This window comes from Maribacter forsetii DSM 18668 (assembly GCF_000744105.1).
Taxonomy (GTDB): Bacteria; Bacteroidota; Bacteroidia; order Flavobacteriales; family Flavobacteriaceae; genus Maribacter; species Maribacter forsetii.
In genome coordinates, this window is record NZ_JQLH01000001.1 from 2,565,400 (window position 1) to 2,583,296 (window position 17,897).

Consider the following 17,897-nt stretch of genomic DNA (forward strand, 5'->3'; position numbering starts at 1 on the left):
TGTCTAAGCTCATAATAAGCTAGGTATTGAAAGCTATTCTATAAAAATATTAATGGGCACTGGGTATATTAAACGGAGAAAAATCTAAAAATTCTGTATGCACCACATGATGATTTATGGTTCTAATCCATTGTTTGGTTTCAAAGGTCCAAAATCTGCCCGTTTCACCAGAGGTATGAAAATCTTCATTAGAGTTTTGGTTAAATTGTAACTCAGCAGTTCCTGAGAGCTGTAATGTTTCTCCTTTTTTATAATCCACAAAAAGCAAAGCTGCTTTTGGATTTTCATAAATGTTACCTAAAGTGCTAAACATGCTATTCCCTAAATAGTCAGGTACACGTAAATGTCCATTTTCTTGAATTTCAATAAAGCCAGGGTTTCCGCCTCTATGTGATGATTCTATATCCCCTTTTTTTGTTTGTGTAGCTATGAAAAAAGTGTGGGCATGACTTATCCATTCTTTCTCCAATTCACCTAAAATGGTTCCTTTTTCATAAGTGGAAACTTCAATTTTTGAATCCTTACGAATTTCAATGACTTCACGTTGTATGTGCTTGGGGCAACTAGGATAGCCCAATTTTATATCAAAAGAAAGTTGATTTCCTTCTTTGCGCGCCGTTCCCCAAGCCCTATATCGCGCTCTTCTTGCTGCTTCATGAAATAACAAACCAACAGTAGGCTTAGTTGCTATGTTTTTAAAAAAAATATCATCTAGATTACTAGTAACCTTAGATAGGTCTAATTTAATTTCTTGCTCAGAGGGTACCTGTATAAACCCTCTTTCACCAACCAATAAAGACAACCAGATATGTCCATTGTAATCTTCACTACCAGGAAAAGCCAAAACTTGATGTTCAATAAACCCAATGGATCTTGGGTGCAGAGAATTCTTAACCATAGGAATTCTACTTTTAGCAATTTCTTCTTCACCTGCTATTTTTTGCACAGCTAATTGTCCCTCATGGAAAATAGTACTCATAGTTATATTCAATGTTTGCAACGTCTTAATTAAAGGTAACCGCACTGCCTTCAGGAAAAAAGACATCATTTGTACCCTAAACAGTTCATAACTTAGGCTGCTTGTCCTTTAACTAGTTTTTGCCATTTTGGGTTTTGTTAAACGTTATTTTGATAGTCGTAAAACAAGGCTAAACTAACAGCTTGTATCAGTTTTATTTGATGTTTATGACCTTATCTAAAATCAATTTCAAAAAGCAATAGAAGAGAGGCAAGTAAACAAAGCCCTGAGCCATTTTATTGAAGACTGAAATACCACCAACGGAACACTCAAAACAACCACAAACCAATATGCCACAAGCGAAGATCTAATAGGTTATTTTAAAGAAGTTATGCCAAATTCGCTACTGTATTCGCATACTGATTTATTTGAAAGTGTTGAGCCAGCGTCTGTAAAATAATAACTTCATTTTAGAAATTTGCTTTAATGCTAGCATAAGAACAATTCATCCCTATTATTTAACAGTTCAGTAATTCGTGTTTAATATTTACCCAAAACTAATAGACATTTGCAGTATGAAACTCTATATCATTATAGATATTCATTAAAAAAGAAATCATCAATCACATCAATCATTAATCAAAAAACGAACAATCATGAAAAAAATTAAAATGTTATCAATCAAAAATCAAATCGTATCAAAAATAGCTTGTGTAGCCTTTGTATTAATAACTAGTATTACATATGCGCAGAACACAAATACCGAAACAACACAAAGGGAGGGTTTTATCTTTGAATTTGCAGTAGGAGGAGGTATTATCAGTTTAGAAGATAGTGCCGGTTTACAAACTTTCGACAAATCTCAAGGAACTTTCGTATTTCCAGATTTAAAGTTTGGCTATATGTTAAATGAAAATCTTGCCATAACCGCCGCTATGCCAGGAAACATATATGAGTTTCAGGATAATGATAGGCATTTTGGAGCTTTTGTTCCATCGCTACAATATTGGGTGAAAGATCGTTGGTGGATACATGGAGGAATTGGTCTGGCAGTAGATTCGCCAGCACTATATGATATTGAAGATAATGTAAATGACGATTGGAACTTTGGTTGTGCTGTAATGGCAAGTACAGGTTACGAAATTTACAAAAAGAAAAACTTTGCACTTAATCTGCAGTCTAAATTAGTTCTTGGTCGTGCATCTTTAAGTAGCGACGCACATAGAGACGCGGTACTCTTTAATATAGGTGTAGGGTTTAGTTGGTTCTAAGTTGATTAACACGCTTAAATATTTGCACATCAAATTAATGTAAAAATCATAAATAGAAGCAAATATTTAAGCGTTGCAACCATGCCATTACTAAACCAAAGTATGGTTTACGATAAGAGTCTATAATGATATATTGTTCTTTTCTTGACTACAATAAAACTTACGATTTTTATGTTACTAAGACATTTTATATAACGTCAAATTATGATTCTATTTATGAATCATAATGTTCCGCGTTATGTAACTTGAGCTTTGGTTAAAAGCGAAAGTTGTTACCATTTTCATTGATTTTTTTCTTTCCAAAGACTTTCTTTTTAAAAGGTAATGGAATACTCTTTGCCCGAAGCGACGGTAGGAGCTAAGTGGTAATGTGTATGGAATGGTCAATATACCTTTGCACAGCCATTGCATCTAGAATTTAATATCTTTGTAGCAATGAAATTTATAAGCTTCATACTAGCAGTTACCATGTTCACTTTGACCGCAAAGCCATGTTCTGATGGTCAAAATTTTGAAGACCAACAACAGCAAGAGTTGAGCATAGACCATAATCATCAAGAAGATAATGATGATTCTTGTCCTATAACCTGTATTTGTAATTGTTGTGGTATGTCAATAGCATATGAGCCTTTAGCCACATTTGAACTCAATTTTTACACCAGCATTTCTACACAATCAATAGCTATCTATCAGTCAATTTATAGATTTGATTTTCATTCCAACATTTGGCAACCACCCCAAGTAATTAGCTAAGACTTCTAGATTCTTAAATCACTTTTTTAGTTAATTACAATCATATTAAATGAACAAACACATTTTGAGCGTAAAGCTCATGTTTTTGCTATGCCTATCGCTACAGGCACAAAAATCAGATATTCAAATAACCGTCTATTCAGAGGATGAAAACGAACCCTTAATAGGTGCTACAGTTTACTTTGATACATTAGAAAAAGGAGCTATTACCAATTTTGATGGTATAGCAGAATTTGCCGAAATACCTAACGGTCAACATTCAACAGTAATTTCATTTTTAGGCTTTCAAACATTAGAAACAACAATTCAAGTACCTAGTGATGCGGATTATATTTTTAAACTTAAAGTAGATGCTAACGTATTAGATGAAGTGGTACTTCAATCTACACGTAGTACAAGGACTCTAAAAAAGATACCAACACGTATTGAGTTTATTGGCGTCGAGGAACTAGGGGAGAAAGCAATAATGAATCCTACTAATATTTCTATGGTACTTCGCGAAAGCACAGGTATACAAATGCAACAGACATCATTAAGTAGTGGTAGCACCAATATTCGTATTCAAGGATTGGATGGTCGGTACACACAACTTTTGAGAGATGGGTTTCCATTATATGGTGGTTTTTCAAGTGGTTTAAGTATTTTACAAATTCCACCTTTAGACTTACAACAATTTGAGATTATAAAAGGAAGTTCATCAACCCTTTATGGTGGCGGTGCTATTGCAGGATTGGTAAATATGGTATCTAAAACACCTGACGAAGAACCTGCATTGGATATTATGCTAACTCAAACACAAGCATTAGGAAGCACAGCGAATGTGTTTTATAGTAAACGAAATGAAAAGTTTGGTTTTTCGCTTTATGGTTCTGGGCACTATCAAAAAGCTTACGACCCAGAAGATGATGGTTTTAGTAACCTACCAAAAACAACCTCAATTTCTTTCAATCCCAAATTGTTTTATTATCCATCGGAGAAAACAACCCTGTGGTTTGGTTTAAATGGAACATATGATGATAGAATAGGTGGAGATATTACCAAAATTGAAAGTGGCGAAAATGGTATTCATCAATATACAGAAGAAAACAATTCCAAAAGATTAAGTAGTCAATTGGTATATCAAACACAATTAGATTCTGTTAGCTCATTAAAATTTAAAAATAGTATCTCTTTTTTCGATAGGAACTTAAGCGTCCCTAGTCTCAATTTTGATGGGCAGCAAACAAACACTTTTACTGAAATCACATATAATACGGCGTCAGAAAATACAGATTGGATAATTGGCGCAAATTTATATACCTCAAACTTTGATGAAAATGATAATGCACCATTACAGCGAGACCAAAAAGATGTAACCTTTGGTGCATTTGCTAATAACATCTTTGATATATCCGAAAAATGGATTTTAGAAACAGGATTAAGAGCAGATTATAATGCCGATTTTGGTTTTTTCCCACTGCCAAGAATATCATTACTGTATAAAAATGATATTGGATTTTCAAGCCGAATAGGTGGTGGTTTAGGATACAAAATACCTGATATATTTACAGAAGAAGCAGAATATATCAATTTCGAAAATGTTCTAGCAATAGATAAATCAACTTTAGACGCAGAACGTTCTTATGGTATTAATTTCGATGTAAACTATCAAGCACGCTTATCCGATGAGATTGGTTTTTCAGTAAATCAATTGTTCTATGCAACAGCTATAAATAAAGGCTTGTTGTTAAATTCAACAGATAATGGTTTTTTTCAATTTGAAAATGCGCCAGATGAAATTTTTAGCAAAGGAGCAGAAACCAATATTAAATTCACTTACAAAGATTTTAGATGGTTTTTAAACTATGCACTTATCGACACCAAACTAAATTATTTGCCAGGTAACCCACAAAAACCTTTAACCGCAAAGCATAATGCGGGGAGCGTTTTAATGTACGAGTCTGAAAAGTGGCGAATTGGCTATGAGACCTATTACACGGGAAAACAATTTTTATCAAACGGTACTGAGACAACCGATTTTGTAACTATGGGCTTACTGTTAATGCGTAATTTTAAACGGGGAAGCGTATTTATCAATTTTGAGAACTTCACAGATAGAAGGCAAAGTAGATTTTCCCCATTGGTTTTACCACCACATGAAAATCCTGTCTTTCCAGAGATTTATGGACCCACGGATGGTTTTATCTTTAGTGTAGGACTTATTATTAAACCATTTGGAAACTTAGACCACGATTAATTATGGAAACAATTGAACAATTATTAGAATCAAAAAATATTCGTGTTACGGCAATGCGGTTATTGATTTATAAGTTTCTTGCGGAAAACAAGGCAGCTGTAACGCTTAGTAATATTGAAAATGCTTTTGAAAAGGCAGACAGAACTACGCTATACAGAACTATAAAAACCTTTGAGGAAAATGATATCGTGCATCAGATTGATGATGGCACAGGAATCACAAAATACGCACTTTGCGAACAAGGATGTAGTTGTGATATAAAAACAGATTTACACTTACATTTTCATTGTAATAATTGCAATGAAACCGTTTGTTTAACAGAACATAAGATACCTCAAATAAAAGTTCCTGATGGCTTTGTTTCGGAAAATATAAACTTGGTTGTAAAAGGTATTTGCGATAAGTGTAGTGGGCAATAAATGCACTTCCATTGCACTAGCTATTAAACTAATTTTATCCAAAAATTAATAGATATGAAGTTTAATACTAAAATACCTGAACATCTTAAGCAGGCTTATAATAAAGAATTAATACAATACAGTTCCTGTTTAGATAATAAGGAATACGGTAGTGCTTGGTATCATTTAGAACGTAGTCATATCATAGGACAATCTTACCCCTTACAGCATACTTATTCACATTGGCTAATGCTAAAATTTGGATTTAGACAAAAAGACACTAAAGAAGTAATAGGTCAAATTATTAGGTTGCTTGTAGGTGGTTGGAAATCATTTATAAATCACGTTCCCCTTGGTAATACTGGTGGAGCAAATGTGCCCCCTTTGAAGCGTATGTCTATTCCAAATGATATTGAAAAATTATTAAATACTAAATGAAAAAAAAGAAAGTCAATTTAAGAGATTTAAAACCAGAATCGGAAGAAGAACATAATCATGATGATGGTCACGACCACGGAGATGGAAGTGCATTCAAAACGTATATTCCAGCAATTATAAGCTTTGTGATGCTTATTCTAGGAATTGTAGTAGACTACTTTGATTTAATTCTCCAATTTGAAGGTTATGTTAGAGTAGTTTGGTATACCATAGCATACGTTCCCGTAGGGTTTCCGGTAATTAAGGAAGGCTGGAAAAATGTGATACGTGGCGATGTTTTCACGGAATTCTTTTTAATGTCTATAGCCACAATTGGTGCATTTATCATTGGAGAATATCCCGAAGGCGTTGCTGTAATGTTGTTTTATGCTGTAGGTGAACTATTTCAGAATGCAGCTGTAAATAGAGCAAAGTCAAATATCAAAGCTTTGCTCGATGTAAGACCAAATGAAGCTTTGGTCTATCGGAACAACGATTACATTTCCGTTAATCCCGAAACTGTGGAAATTGGCGAAAAAGTACAAGTCCGCGTGGGCGAAAAAGTACCATTGGACGGTATTTTGCTTTCTGAAAAAGGCTCATTCAATACCGCGGCTTTAACAGGCGAAAGCAAACCTGATACCATTACTAAATCTGAGAAAGTATTTGCAGGAAGTATCAATCTCGATGGCGTGATTGAAATTGAAACTACAAAAGAGTTTAAGGATAGCTCCATTGCCCGAATTCTCGATATGGTTCAAAATGCCACAGCTCGCAAGTCGAAAACCGAATTATTTATCAGAAAATTTGCGAGGATTTATACGCCAATCGTCGTGTTTTTGGCTGTTGGCGTGACATTAATTCCTTACTTTTTTCTAGATGATTATGTATTTAGAGATTGGTTATACAGAGCATTAATTTTCTTGGTCATATCTTGCCCTTGTGCGTTGGTAATTTCAATTCCATTAGGCTATTTCGGTGGATTGGGAGCAGCTTCAAAAAACGGAATACTTTTCAAGGGTGCTTCATTTTTAGATGCAATGACCAAGATAAATACTTTGGTAATGGACAAAACAGGTACCGTAACCAAAGGTGTTTTTAAAATCAAAGAAGTAAAAGCAATCGGTTGGAATGAAACTGAATTTATGCAATACCTTATGGCGATGGAAGAACAATCTACACATCCAATTGCTAAAGCCATTTTAGAGTACAAAGCTGAAGGAGAAGATTTTGAAGCTACCGAAGTGTCTGAAATTGCAGGTAAAGGTTTAAGAGGGATTGTAAATGGCAAAAACGTTTTAGTAGGCAACAAAGCTTTAATGATTGCTAATAAAATTGAAGTTCCCGCAGAAACTGAAACCATTGTAGAGTCTATAGTTTTAGTAGCCATAGATAATAGGTTTGCGGGTTATGTAGTCATAGCGGATGAATTAAAGAACGATGCAAAAGAAACGATAACAACGCTGCATAAAGTTGGAATCAAAAATATAATGATGCTATCTGGCGATAAGGATTCTATCACACAAAAAGTAGCTTCCAAATTAAGCATTGAAAAAGCCAAAGGTGGTCTACTGCCCGAAGACAAACTGAATGAAGTTGAAAAACTAAAACAAAACCCAGAAAACAAAATCGCATTTATTGGTGATGGAATAAATGATGCCCCAGTTTTAGCGGCAAGTGACGTCGGAATCGCAATGGGTGGATTAGGGAGTGATGTAGCGATTGAGACCGCAGATGTTATTATTCAAACTGACCAACCATCAAAAGTGGTCAGAGCAATAAAAATAGGACGTTCCACCAGAAAAATTGTTTGGCAAAACATTGGTTTAGCATTTGGAGTGAAAGTAATAGTTCTGATTTTAGGTGCTGGCGGACTTGCTACGATGTGGGAAGCTGTGTTTGCCGATGTAGGAGTAGCGCTATTAGCTATTTTGAATGCAGTTAGATTACAAAGGATGAATTGGAGTTAGCACTTATATCGATTACTATTTTGTCCATGGCCTAAGAGAATTTTGGCAAAACAATAGGCGAGGGGAGCGGCCATATTTTAGGGGGCTGGTTACTATTTTACTTGACAATTGAAAAGATGCTTTTACCTTAAAGTAGTCTTAAGAGTTACAATGGATCCTAAAATATAGCGACTGAGCCGTACATTGTTTCCAAAATTATCTGTAAGCCTTAATTTTTTTGTTTCTTTTTTTATCAAGAAAAAAAGATAAAAGAAACGTTTAATGGTTAGGATGTTAAAGTCTATTTGACATAATGTTAGAAGTACTTAAAGAAAAGATTAAAACAAGACGAGAGGTTAGCAAGGGCTAAGAAATTATCTCGCAGAGTAATTTTTAGCTGTTGCGGCAAGCTGACGAGAATGCTGTAGAAAAAAATATTGCACACATTTCCTCGAATAAACGAATTTTAAATGAATCTAAAAGGCTAGCTTTTAAATGGCGTTGGCTATGCGGCTGGAGATTGTGTTTAAAATAAATTGCCTGAGCAATTTGATTTTAAAAAGCAATGAGCGCATGGGCAGCGGCTATTTTACATAACGGCTAATTATGGTACAAATGAAAATATGCGCCGCAGGCACCGCTTAAAAAGGTTGATGACCCTGTTGTAAGTTTTAATCAAATCTCAGAGGTTTAGGGATATTTTACATAATATAGAATTATAGCTTACAAACGTAAATTCTCTTGTCTGGTTCAAATGCTATGCTTTGTACCATAATGTTCCGCGTTATGTAACTTGAGCTTTGATTAAAAGCGAAAGTTGTTACAATCTTCATTGATTTTTTTCTTTCTAAAAACTTTCTTCTCAAAATGTAATGAAATACTCTTTGCCCAAGCGACGATAGGAGTGAAGAGGTAATGTGTATGGAATGAGATTATTCTCTCTAAAATTTAAATGATTACGGAATTACGTAAATATATACTTGTTAATTTTTAATATATTTGATTGTCTCATTCAAGTTATAATTCTCCCCAAAAGTTTTAATAACCATACTGTTTTTAGCCTTTGCTAGAAATGGGTAAATAAATTATACCAATGATTAAAATACCACAACTCTTGTTAGAAGTATGGAGTAAAACTGGGAACAAAAATCGAATCGAACAATTAGTTGAGGAAGCAACAGAAATAAATCCAACATTAGTTAGTTCTAAAAGAGGAAGTGTGGTTTTGAACTTTAATAAAGAAGATTACTATTTCACAAGTAATAAAACCAATATTCCAGAGGAATATAACTATGTCTTGTTCACATCAAGCAATCCCACTTTAGGAAGACTAATTTCAGGTGATACTAAAATTAAAAAGTGGTTAAAACATCCTAAAAGTAAAATACTGACAAACGACCAAGTTATTAATTCTTGGAAAGACAACTTTCATTTCAAAGAAGAAAATTTGGCCCATGGTATAAATGGCTTAAGAATCCCACAAATATCTGCTTTATATGCCAGTCTTAGTCATTTAAGAGTTTCCGACAAAAGTGGTGTAGTTGTAATGCCAACAGGTACGGGAAAGACTGAAACGATGTTATCATTATTGATAGCTAATAAATGTAAAAAAGTCATTGTTACGGTACCATCAGATGCGTTAAGAACACAGATATTCAATAAATTCAAAACTTTGGGGCTATTAAAACAATTTGGGATAATTGCAGAAAGAGTTTCTTATCCAAAAGTTGGGATTTTAAGACAAAAGTTTACCGATTTAAAAGAATTAGAACATTTTTTCAATAATAGTAATGTAATAGTTACCTCGATGAATATTGTTGCTACTAGTCCAATAGCTCATCAAACTAAAATTGCTGAATTATGTACACACATCTTTATTGATGAAGCACATCATATAAAAGCATCATCTTGGGACTTATTCAGAAAACGATTTGATGAAGATAAAGTTTTGATGTTTACGGCTACACCTTTTCGTAATGACCAAAAACGATTAGATGGAAAAATAATTTTCAATTTTCCGTTAGCAAAAGCACAAGAACAAGGCTACTTTAAGAAAATTGATTTTATACCGGTTAGAGAATATGATTCGGAAAAAGCAGATAATTTAATTGCCGATAAAGCTATTGAAAGGCTACGCCTAGATATCAAAAATGGATATAATCATATTTTAATGGCTAGATGCAGCACGAAAGACCGTGCGAAATCAATATTTGAAATTTATAAAAAACAATCTGACCTTAATCCAGTAGTAATTCATTCAGAAACTTTAGATAAGAAAACTGTTTTACAAGATATTGTCTTAAAAAAGCATAGAATAATTGTGGCAGTTGATATGTTAGGAGAAGGGTTTGATTTACCAGAATTAAAAGTGGCAGCGTTCCACGATATTCGAAAAAGTTTACCAATAACATTACAATTTGCTGGTAGATTTACAAGAACCAAATATGATGAAGAATTGGGAGATGCATCATTTATTGCAAATTTGGCAGATATTAGTGTAAAGAATCAATTGGCCGAACTATACGCTCAAGATGCAGATTGGAATTTACTACTATCTTCTTTAAGTACTGGAGAAATTGATGATGAGATTGCTTATGAAGAATTCATTACTGGTTTTAAAAATCTGGGAGACACAACTATTTCTCTACAGAATATACGCACTCCACTAAGCGCTGTAGTTTATAAAAATCACACAGATTCTTGGTTTCCAAGCAACTTCAAGGTTGGAATGACCAATTTTGACGAAAGTGATTATAGGTTTTCTGACATCAATACAGAGCAAAACGTTTTAGTAATAGTAACAGCTCAAAAAAAGAATGTTGATTGGGGAAATTTCAAGGAAATTTATGAATTGCAATGGAGTATTACTATTGCTTTTTGGGATTCAAAAAACAACTTATTGTTTATCTATAGCTCTGACAAAAGCGCGAGTAAAGATTTAGCAGAAGCTATTATTGGAAAAGATGCAGAACAGATAAATGAAATAAATATATTCAGAGCCTTTCATGGACTACAAAGAGTTTCATTGCAAAATGTTGGCCTAAAAGAGTTTTTAGGAAAGAATATTCGCTTTAGAATGAGTGTTGGTACAGATGTAGAACAAGCATTGAGTATAGCCGAAAAAGAACGAGGTCAGAAAGCTTTTGTTTTTGGAGTTGGGTATGTCGAGGGAGAAAAAGTCTCTTTAGGGTGTTCTTATAAAGGTAAAATATGGAGTAAATTAAGAGGAGGATTAAAAGAATATACTGAATGGTGCAAAGAGGTTGGAAAAAAACTTATTGATGAAAAGATAGACCCCAATCAAGTTTTGAAAGAAACTCTTATGCCAAAATCAATTTCTATCAGACCAAAAGGGATTTTTCCTGTTTGGATAGATTGGGATGAAGAAATGTACAGCCATTCTGAAATAAAATACAAGTTTTTAATTGACGGAAAGAAATATGATTTATCAAATTGTGAATTAAAAATAACAAAAGCTACCGAAGATGAAGCACTATATTTTCAGTTGGAAACAATAGATAAAACAATTGATTTAGAGATTAAATTAAATGAAAAATCAATTGAAAGTAATACAATATATGACTACGAAATAATCAAAATTTCCGCAGATACAGTTATTGTAGAATATGGTACTAATAGAGTTAACTTAAGTCGTTTTTTATACAAATATGTGCCTACAATATGGTTTGCTGATGGTTCCGCTCTTACTGGAAATTATTATGTGGAATTAAGTCAAATGATTAACCCTTTTTCTATTGATAAATTAATTCCTTGGAATTGGAAAGGAATAGATTTAAGCAAAGAAGCACAAGGCATAGACCCAAAACTATCCAACTCTATTCAATATAAAGTAATTGAAGAATTAAAAAAAGAGGACTTCGATATAATATATGATGACGATTATTCAGGAGAAATTGCAGATGTGATAGCTATCAAGCAATTACCAGACAAGATAAAAGTCAATTTCTATCATTTAAAATATGCCAAGGAAGGAAAAGTTAATAAGAGCATTGGTAATTTTTATGAAGTTTGTGGTCAAGCCCAAAAGTCAATACATTGGAAACATAAAAGTGGGATAGAATTTTTTGAACATCTGCTTAGACGTGAAGTCAAAAGACGAAAAGGTAAACAATGCTCTAGAATTGAGAAAGGCACTAGGGATGATTTAATAAAATTATTGTCTATAGCAAAGAAAAGAATATCCATGGATTTTGAAATTTTTATAGTTCAACCAAGTCTTTCGAAATCATCAACTTCAAGTAGTATCCTGACCCTATTAGGGGTCACAGAAAATTATATTAAGGAATTTGCAGACATCAATTTAAACGTAATAACTAGTTACTGATAAAATATAGATATGAATCAATTTAAACTTCTCTGTATTATTCCTTTAAATGGTTGTGCTGAAAAATTCCGAAAAAACTTAATTATTGGAGAAGCCTACAAGTTTAAAGACGATTTTATAGTAGAGTTAGATGCTGATAAAAGTAAAATTACCAAGGTTTTAAAAGATGAGAAAAAAAGCATAGATAGTCTATACGATTTAAAGAATGGAATTACTGTAGAAGTTTCTGCTTTAGTTGGATTAAATGGTTCTGGAAAAAGTGCTTTAATCGAACTCTTATACTATTTGATTTATACTATGAGTATATATAATAGTAAAAAATCATTGTTGACAGAACATTCAGAACTCATCAATCAACAGATTAAAAGAGCTCAAAAAGATGCACAAAAGTTATATGACTCAAAACGAAAAATTAGGCCTATAGAACTATTTAAGATTCTAAACGACCATAATCTTAGTTTAAATAAAAAGGAGTTAGCAGGTATAACAGACGGTCAAACTTTATTAAAAAACATAATTAAAAACCGCCTAGAATACTTACATGGTCAAGAACAAGATGATTTAAAAATTGAACGCTCTATTAGAGATGAGCTCTCTGTAGCTTTGGTTTATGAAACTTCTGAAGGAATTTATTCAATAAGTTTTTCTAACAAAGAACTAAACTGCCATAAATACAAACCTAATGGAGAGTTGGAAAAGTTAAAGAACTTCTTTTTTGACCCTTTTTTCTATTCTATTTGTCTCAATTATTCACATCATTCATTGAATTCAGAAGTTCTGGGTAATTGGATAAATAGTTTATTTCATAAAAATGATGGATATGCTACACCTGTAGTTATTAACCCGATGCGGGACAATGGTAATTTTAATATTAATAGAGAATTGCACCTTTCTAATGAAAGAGTAATGTCAAATTTAACGTTTGAAATAGCAAAAAAACCAGAAGTTATTTTACTAGACAAATACTATTTGAAAAAATTCTTATTATTTGCTAAAAAGGATTTTATTCTGATAACGTGTGATAGTTTTGAAGATGAAAACAGAGATTTAAAAAAATCAAAAACAAAATTATACACAAAAAAAGATTTTGATAGACTAAAATCAGTAGTTTTTGTGAGGTCTAAACTAGGTACTGAGTATCTAACTAGATTTACAAATTATCAGGATTTTGCTCTAGGTTATATAGAAAAGAAAATAGAAAAAATAAAGAATAATTATTCTGATTTATTTCTTGACAAAAAATTAAATCATAATCACAATAAGTTCATGGCTTTTTTAAGAAATGACACGAGCCATATAACAAAGAAACTTAGACAGACCATTAATTTTATTAAGTACACAAATAACCCTTCATCAATATGGAATGAAAAAAATCATTATTCTTATGCAGAGTTTGATATGTCAAAATTTAGGATTTGGCTAGCAGAATGTAACCCAAACTATAAGAATTTGAGTGCCTCAGCTTTAATGGAATTTGCATTACCTGGATTTTTTAATATTGATTTCGACTTATCTATAAAAAACAACTCAAACATTAAGCCCATACGCCTTAGTGAATTGAGTTCTGGTGAGCAACAGATGATATTTAATATCAATACAATTACCTACCATTTATACAATTTACAATCTGTTCATTCTGATGAAGTTGATAAAACTAAGGGTAAAGAAAATGATGAAAACAAAGTTATAAGGTTGCCGTATAAAAATATTTCTATCATTCTAGATGAAATCGAAATCTACTATCATCCAGATATGCAAAGAGAGTTAACCTCAAATATTTTAAGTGCTTTAGAAAATATAAAAGAGAATGGAGAAATCGGTATTGAATCAATACATATTATTTTTCTAACACATTCCCCTTTTATTTTATCAGATATTCCATCTTCAAATATTTTAAGATTAAATAACGGAAAGGCTAAAACTATTGAGCAACAGACATTTGGAGCAAATATACATGACTTGCTAGCTAACGATTTTTTCTTGAAAAAAGGTTTCATGGGTGAGTTTGCTAAGGAAAAAATCAAGGAAATTATTGAAATAATGAAAGATGTTCAGGACAAAAAATATGGGTTACACAAATTGGATAGTCTTAAACAAAAATGTAAAAACATAATTGATATTGTTGGCGAGCCAATTTTATATATGAGTTTGATGGATTTATATGTTGAAACATTTAAAGATTCAAAAAATGAATTTATTGATAATCAAATAGAAAAACTAGAGAAGTTAAGAGATGATAGCCATACACATAAATAAAATTTTAGCAGTTCAAGCACTTTTTCTAAAGGATATAGCAACCCAAAGAGAAAAAGCTATTGATAAATTAAATGCTTTGAATGCCAAAACGGTTGATATTATTGATAAGGCTTATTTAGAAAGTATCATTTTATTATTTGAAGATAATACCGATATTTTACTTTGGGATTCTGACAAAATAGATAGTAATAGAGGTGTTATTGCTAATGTACCTCTAATCACTAAAACTTATAAAAATGGAACTACCAAACAAGTAAAGAGCCCAATAAAGAACTCTATATTGGTAGCCTTGGATTATAAAAATCTTAGAAGTTCTTTTTATCCAAAATATTTTAAAGAAATAGGTATAAAGTCTTGCGTTTATTGTAATTCACAATTATCGATTACAGCTGTGAAATCTAAAGGTGGTTTTTCTGCTAAATTTGATGTAGACCACTACCATTCAAAAGACGATTATCCCTTTTTAAGCATTAGTCTATTTAACTTATATCCAGCATGTTCTTCATGTAATAGAGCTAAGAGTAATAATAAAATTGAATTTGAATTATATACAAATGATGTAAGTAGGACTATTAAATCAAATTATAGGTTTGAATTAAGTCCTTACTCAAAATCCAAATACCTAACAACAAGAGATGCAGAGGACATAGTCTTTACTTTTAGTGAACCCAGTTATACTGTGGTTGGGGCCAAAAATTTCAATGAAATATTTCATATTGAAGGTATATATGAAACTCAAAATGATTTAATTGAAGAATTAATTATTAAAAGTCAGATATATAATAGGTCATATTTGAAAACTTTGAAACTCAATTTTGATAAACTTTCTTTACATCCAGAATTGTTTAAAAGAACTTTAGTTGGTAATTACACAGAAGATAGGGATATACATAAAAGACCTATGAGTAAGTTAGTAATGGATATTAGTAAAGATTTAGATTTAATTTAAAAAGTCTATTGTTTCTTAGCGGATGAAGCGCTGGCAAAACGCCCTAAGAGAATTTTGACTAAACAATAAGTGATGGGAGCAGCCATATTCTAGAATGCTGGTAATAAAGATTATTAATGTATTGTGCTCCATTCGTCTTTATAAGGTGAAGAACTTCTGTAAATAAAGTTGTAAAATATGATTCTATCAAATAACACTAAATCAAATCATCTTTCTACTATCATTAAATGTTTTGAAAAATCAGACGAAGTTTGGTTAGCATCTGCGTTTTTAAAAATGTCTGGTCTAAAACTAATATTGCCAGCGATAAAAAAGCATATAAAAGCTGATAAACCTATAAATATAATAGCAGGTCAAAATTTTGGTTTAACAGAACCTGAGGCTTTAAAAAGTATTTTTTACTTATTCAAAAATAATATAAATGCGAATCTGTTTTTAGATAAGGCAGACGATAAAACTAACGTTTTTCATCCTAAACTATTTCTTTTTAAACATAATGGTAAAGGTTTTATAATTTCTGGCTCAGCTAACATTACTAAAGGGGGATTAACAACCAATGAAGAAGTTTCATTGGTTAGCAAAACCAAAACGTCTAGTAAAGACTGGAAAGCTTCAATAAAGTATTTTAAAAGTATTACCGCAGCAGATAAAGCAAATCCAATAAGTTTGATGCTAATAAAAAGATACGAGCAGTTCTATAATGACCAACGTAGTGCTAGAAAAGACCAAAAAGCAGCACCAGACAAAAGAGAGTCTGACTATGCTTTTGATTATAAAAAGCTTAAAAAGCGATTAAAAAAATATAGGACAGCACAAAGTAAAGCAGATTTTAAGCAGCGAGAAAGAAATTATAAAGAAGCAAAAAAACTATTGAATGAAATTGCTGATAGCAAAAGATTGACCCAAGATAGATTTGAGGATATTATAGACTTACTTGTTGGAGCAGCAGGGCAAAAGGCTTTGTGGCAAAGTGGAAGCCTTTTACGTTTAAGGCATGACGTTTATGATTGTAAAAACGAATTCAGAAACTTAGTTCAATTCATCAAAGGAAATCAGAAGGCATTACCAAGTAAAGTTTTTGTACAAGCAAAAGAATTGGTACAGCAAGTACATGGAGCTAGGGTTAACTACGTAACTGAGATAATGATGACTTTTCAACCAAACAGGTATGCAAACCTTAATTCAAATCCTATAACTGTATTAAAAAAAGAAGCTGGGGTTTATTATAAAGCACATAGTGATTCATTTAATGGACAAAACTATCAAGACTATTGCTTATTAATTGAAGAAATATGTAATCAATTGAATCTAAAAAACATGCTAGAAGTAGATAGTTTTTTTAATGAAATTTATTGGTTGTTAAAACAGGAAAGTAAGGAATACAACACATAATTATTCTTATCGTTTTTACCCAGCTGATGCGTTGGCAAAACGGCCTAAGAGGATTTTAGCTAAACAATAGGCGAGGGGAGCGGCCATATTCTAGAGGGCTGGTAATGAGGTTTGTTGACCATTTTAGTGTTTCAAAGAATTCCAAGTGGTCTTAGGAGTTAGAATGCTTTCTAGAATATAGGGACTGAGCCGTACATTGTTTCTAAAATTATCTGTAAGCCTTGATTTTTTTGTTTCTTTTTTTATCAAGTAAAAAAGATAAATAAAAATCTTACTGGTTACGATGTTGAAATCCTATTTGACATAATGTTATAAGTACCTAAAGAAAAGCTTCAAACAAAGGATAGTGGTAACAAGTGCTCAGAAATTTTATTTTCGAAATTTTGAGCTGTTGTGGTAATCTGACGAGAATGCTGTAGAAAAAAATCTTGGACACATTTACTCGAATACACGAATTTTGAACGAATCTAAAAGGTTAGCTTTTAAATGGCGTTGGCAAGCGATGGCAAATTGTGTTTAAATTTTAAATGCGTTTTTTAGCATTTTATAATTTAAAAAGCAATCGAGCGCTTGATAGCGGCTATTTTACATAACGGCTAATTATAGATACAGCTAAAAGGTTTCTCGCTGGGGTTTCTAAGAATTTGAAATTTTCGAAAAGTATTTTTCTGTGTAGAAATATTCAAGCTACGTAAATTAGAAAGGTTGATGACCCTGTTCATAATTCTCTTAAAAACTATAAATACGAGGGATATTTTACATAATAGAATTATAGCTTACAGCTAAGAGGTTGACGTACAAATCTTATGTACCAATCTGTACTATAATTTATATTATGTAAAATAGACTTTTTATTATCCACTATTCTAAAACATATACAATCATTAAAATTCTTACTTCACAAGTCCAACGGCTGCATCTCGCCGACTTTTAAATCATCCACAGGATAATTCAAAAGCTCGCTTTAGCAAAT

At 32.1% G+C, this 17,897-nt stretch carries 11 protein-coding genes; 10 read left to right on the top strand and 1 reads right to left on the bottom strand.

Annotation, left to right across the window (positions count from 1 at the left end; all coding sequences use genetic code 11):
* Positions 1 to 49 precede the first annotated feature (49 nt).
* Positions 50 to 979 (bottom strand): pyridoxamine 5'-phosphate oxidase family protein, encoded by a 930-nt coding sequence (locus tag P177_RS10885; protein ID WP_036154675.1) that lies wholly within the window; start codon positions 977 to 979, stop codon positions 50 to 52.
* Between the two features lie 635 nt (positions 980 to 1,614).
* On the opposite strand from P177_RS10885, the gene P177_RS10890 reads away from it, so the two are divergent.
* From P177_RS10890 to P177_RS10935, 10 genes are all read left to right on the top strand, one after another.
* On the top strand, positions 1,615 to 2,229 hold the full coding sequence (locus P177_RS10890) for a hypothetical protein (RefSeq protein ID WP_245233029.1): 615 nt from the start codon (positions 1,615 to 1,617) through the stop codon (positions 2,227 to 2,229).
* A gap of 435 nt (positions 2,230 to 2,664) precedes the next feature.
* A complete protein-coding gene (locus tag P177_RS10895) occupies positions 2,665 to 2,982 on the top strand; it encodes a DUF6660 family protein (RefSeq protein WP_036154677.1) in 318 nt (105 codons plus the stop codon).
* A 49-nt stretch (positions 2,983 to 3,031) separates the two neighbouring features.
* Complete coding sequence (locus P177_RS10900; RefSeq protein ID WP_036154679.1) at positions 3,032 to 5,218, top strand: TonB-dependent receptor; 2,187 nt, start codon at positions 3,032 to 3,034, stop codon at positions 5,216 to 5,218.
* 2 nt (positions 5,219 to 5,220) lie between these two features.
* Positions 5,221 to 5,637 (top strand): Fur family transcriptional regulator, encoded by a 417-nt coding sequence (locus P177_RS10905; protein ID WP_036154681.1) that lies wholly within the window; start codon positions 5,221 to 5,223, stop codon positions 5,635 to 5,637.
* 54 nt (positions 5,638 to 5,691) lie between these two features.
* A complete protein-coding gene (locus tag P177_RS10910; protein ID WP_036154683.1) occupies positions 5,692 to 6,054 on the top strand; it encodes a DUF3703 domain-containing protein in 363 nt (120 codons plus the stop codon).
* Positions 6,051 to 8,003 (top strand): heavy metal translocating P-type ATPase, encoded by a 1,953-nt coding sequence (locus P177_RS10915; RefSeq protein ID WP_036154685.1) that lies wholly within the window; start codon positions 6,051 to 6,053, stop codon positions 8,001 to 8,003. Before P177_RS10910 ends, P177_RS10915 begins: the two co-directional genes overlap by 4 nt.
* Before the next feature lie 1,072 nt (positions 8,004 to 9,075).
* On the top strand, positions 9,076 to 12,327 hold the full coding sequence (locus P177_RS10920; RefSeq protein ID WP_036154687.1) for a DEAD/DEAH box helicase: 3,252 nt from the start codon (positions 9,076 to 9,078) through the stop codon (positions 12,325 to 12,327).
* A 12-nt stretch (positions 12,328 to 12,339) separates the two neighbouring features.
* Positions 12,340 to 14,583, top strand: a complete 2,244-nt coding sequence (locus tag P177_RS10925) for an AAA family ATPase (RefSeq protein ID WP_036154689.1) — start codon at positions 12,340 to 12,342, stop codon at positions 14,581 to 14,583.
* Positions 14,561 to 15,532: an HNH endonuclease gene (locus P177_RS10930; protein ID WP_036154690.1), complete on the top strand. Its 972-nt coding sequence runs from the start codon at positions 14,561 to 14,563 to the stop codon at positions 15,530 to 15,532. Before P177_RS10925 ends, P177_RS10930 begins: the two co-directional genes overlap by 23 nt.
* A gap of 177 nt (positions 15,533 to 15,709) precedes the next feature.
* Entirely contained in the window at positions 15,710 to 16,924 is a 1,215-nt protein-coding gene (locus P177_RS10935) for a phospholipase D-like domain-containing protein (RefSeq protein ID WP_036154692.1), read from the top strand.
* Positions 16,925 to 17,897 lie beyond the last annotated feature (973 nt).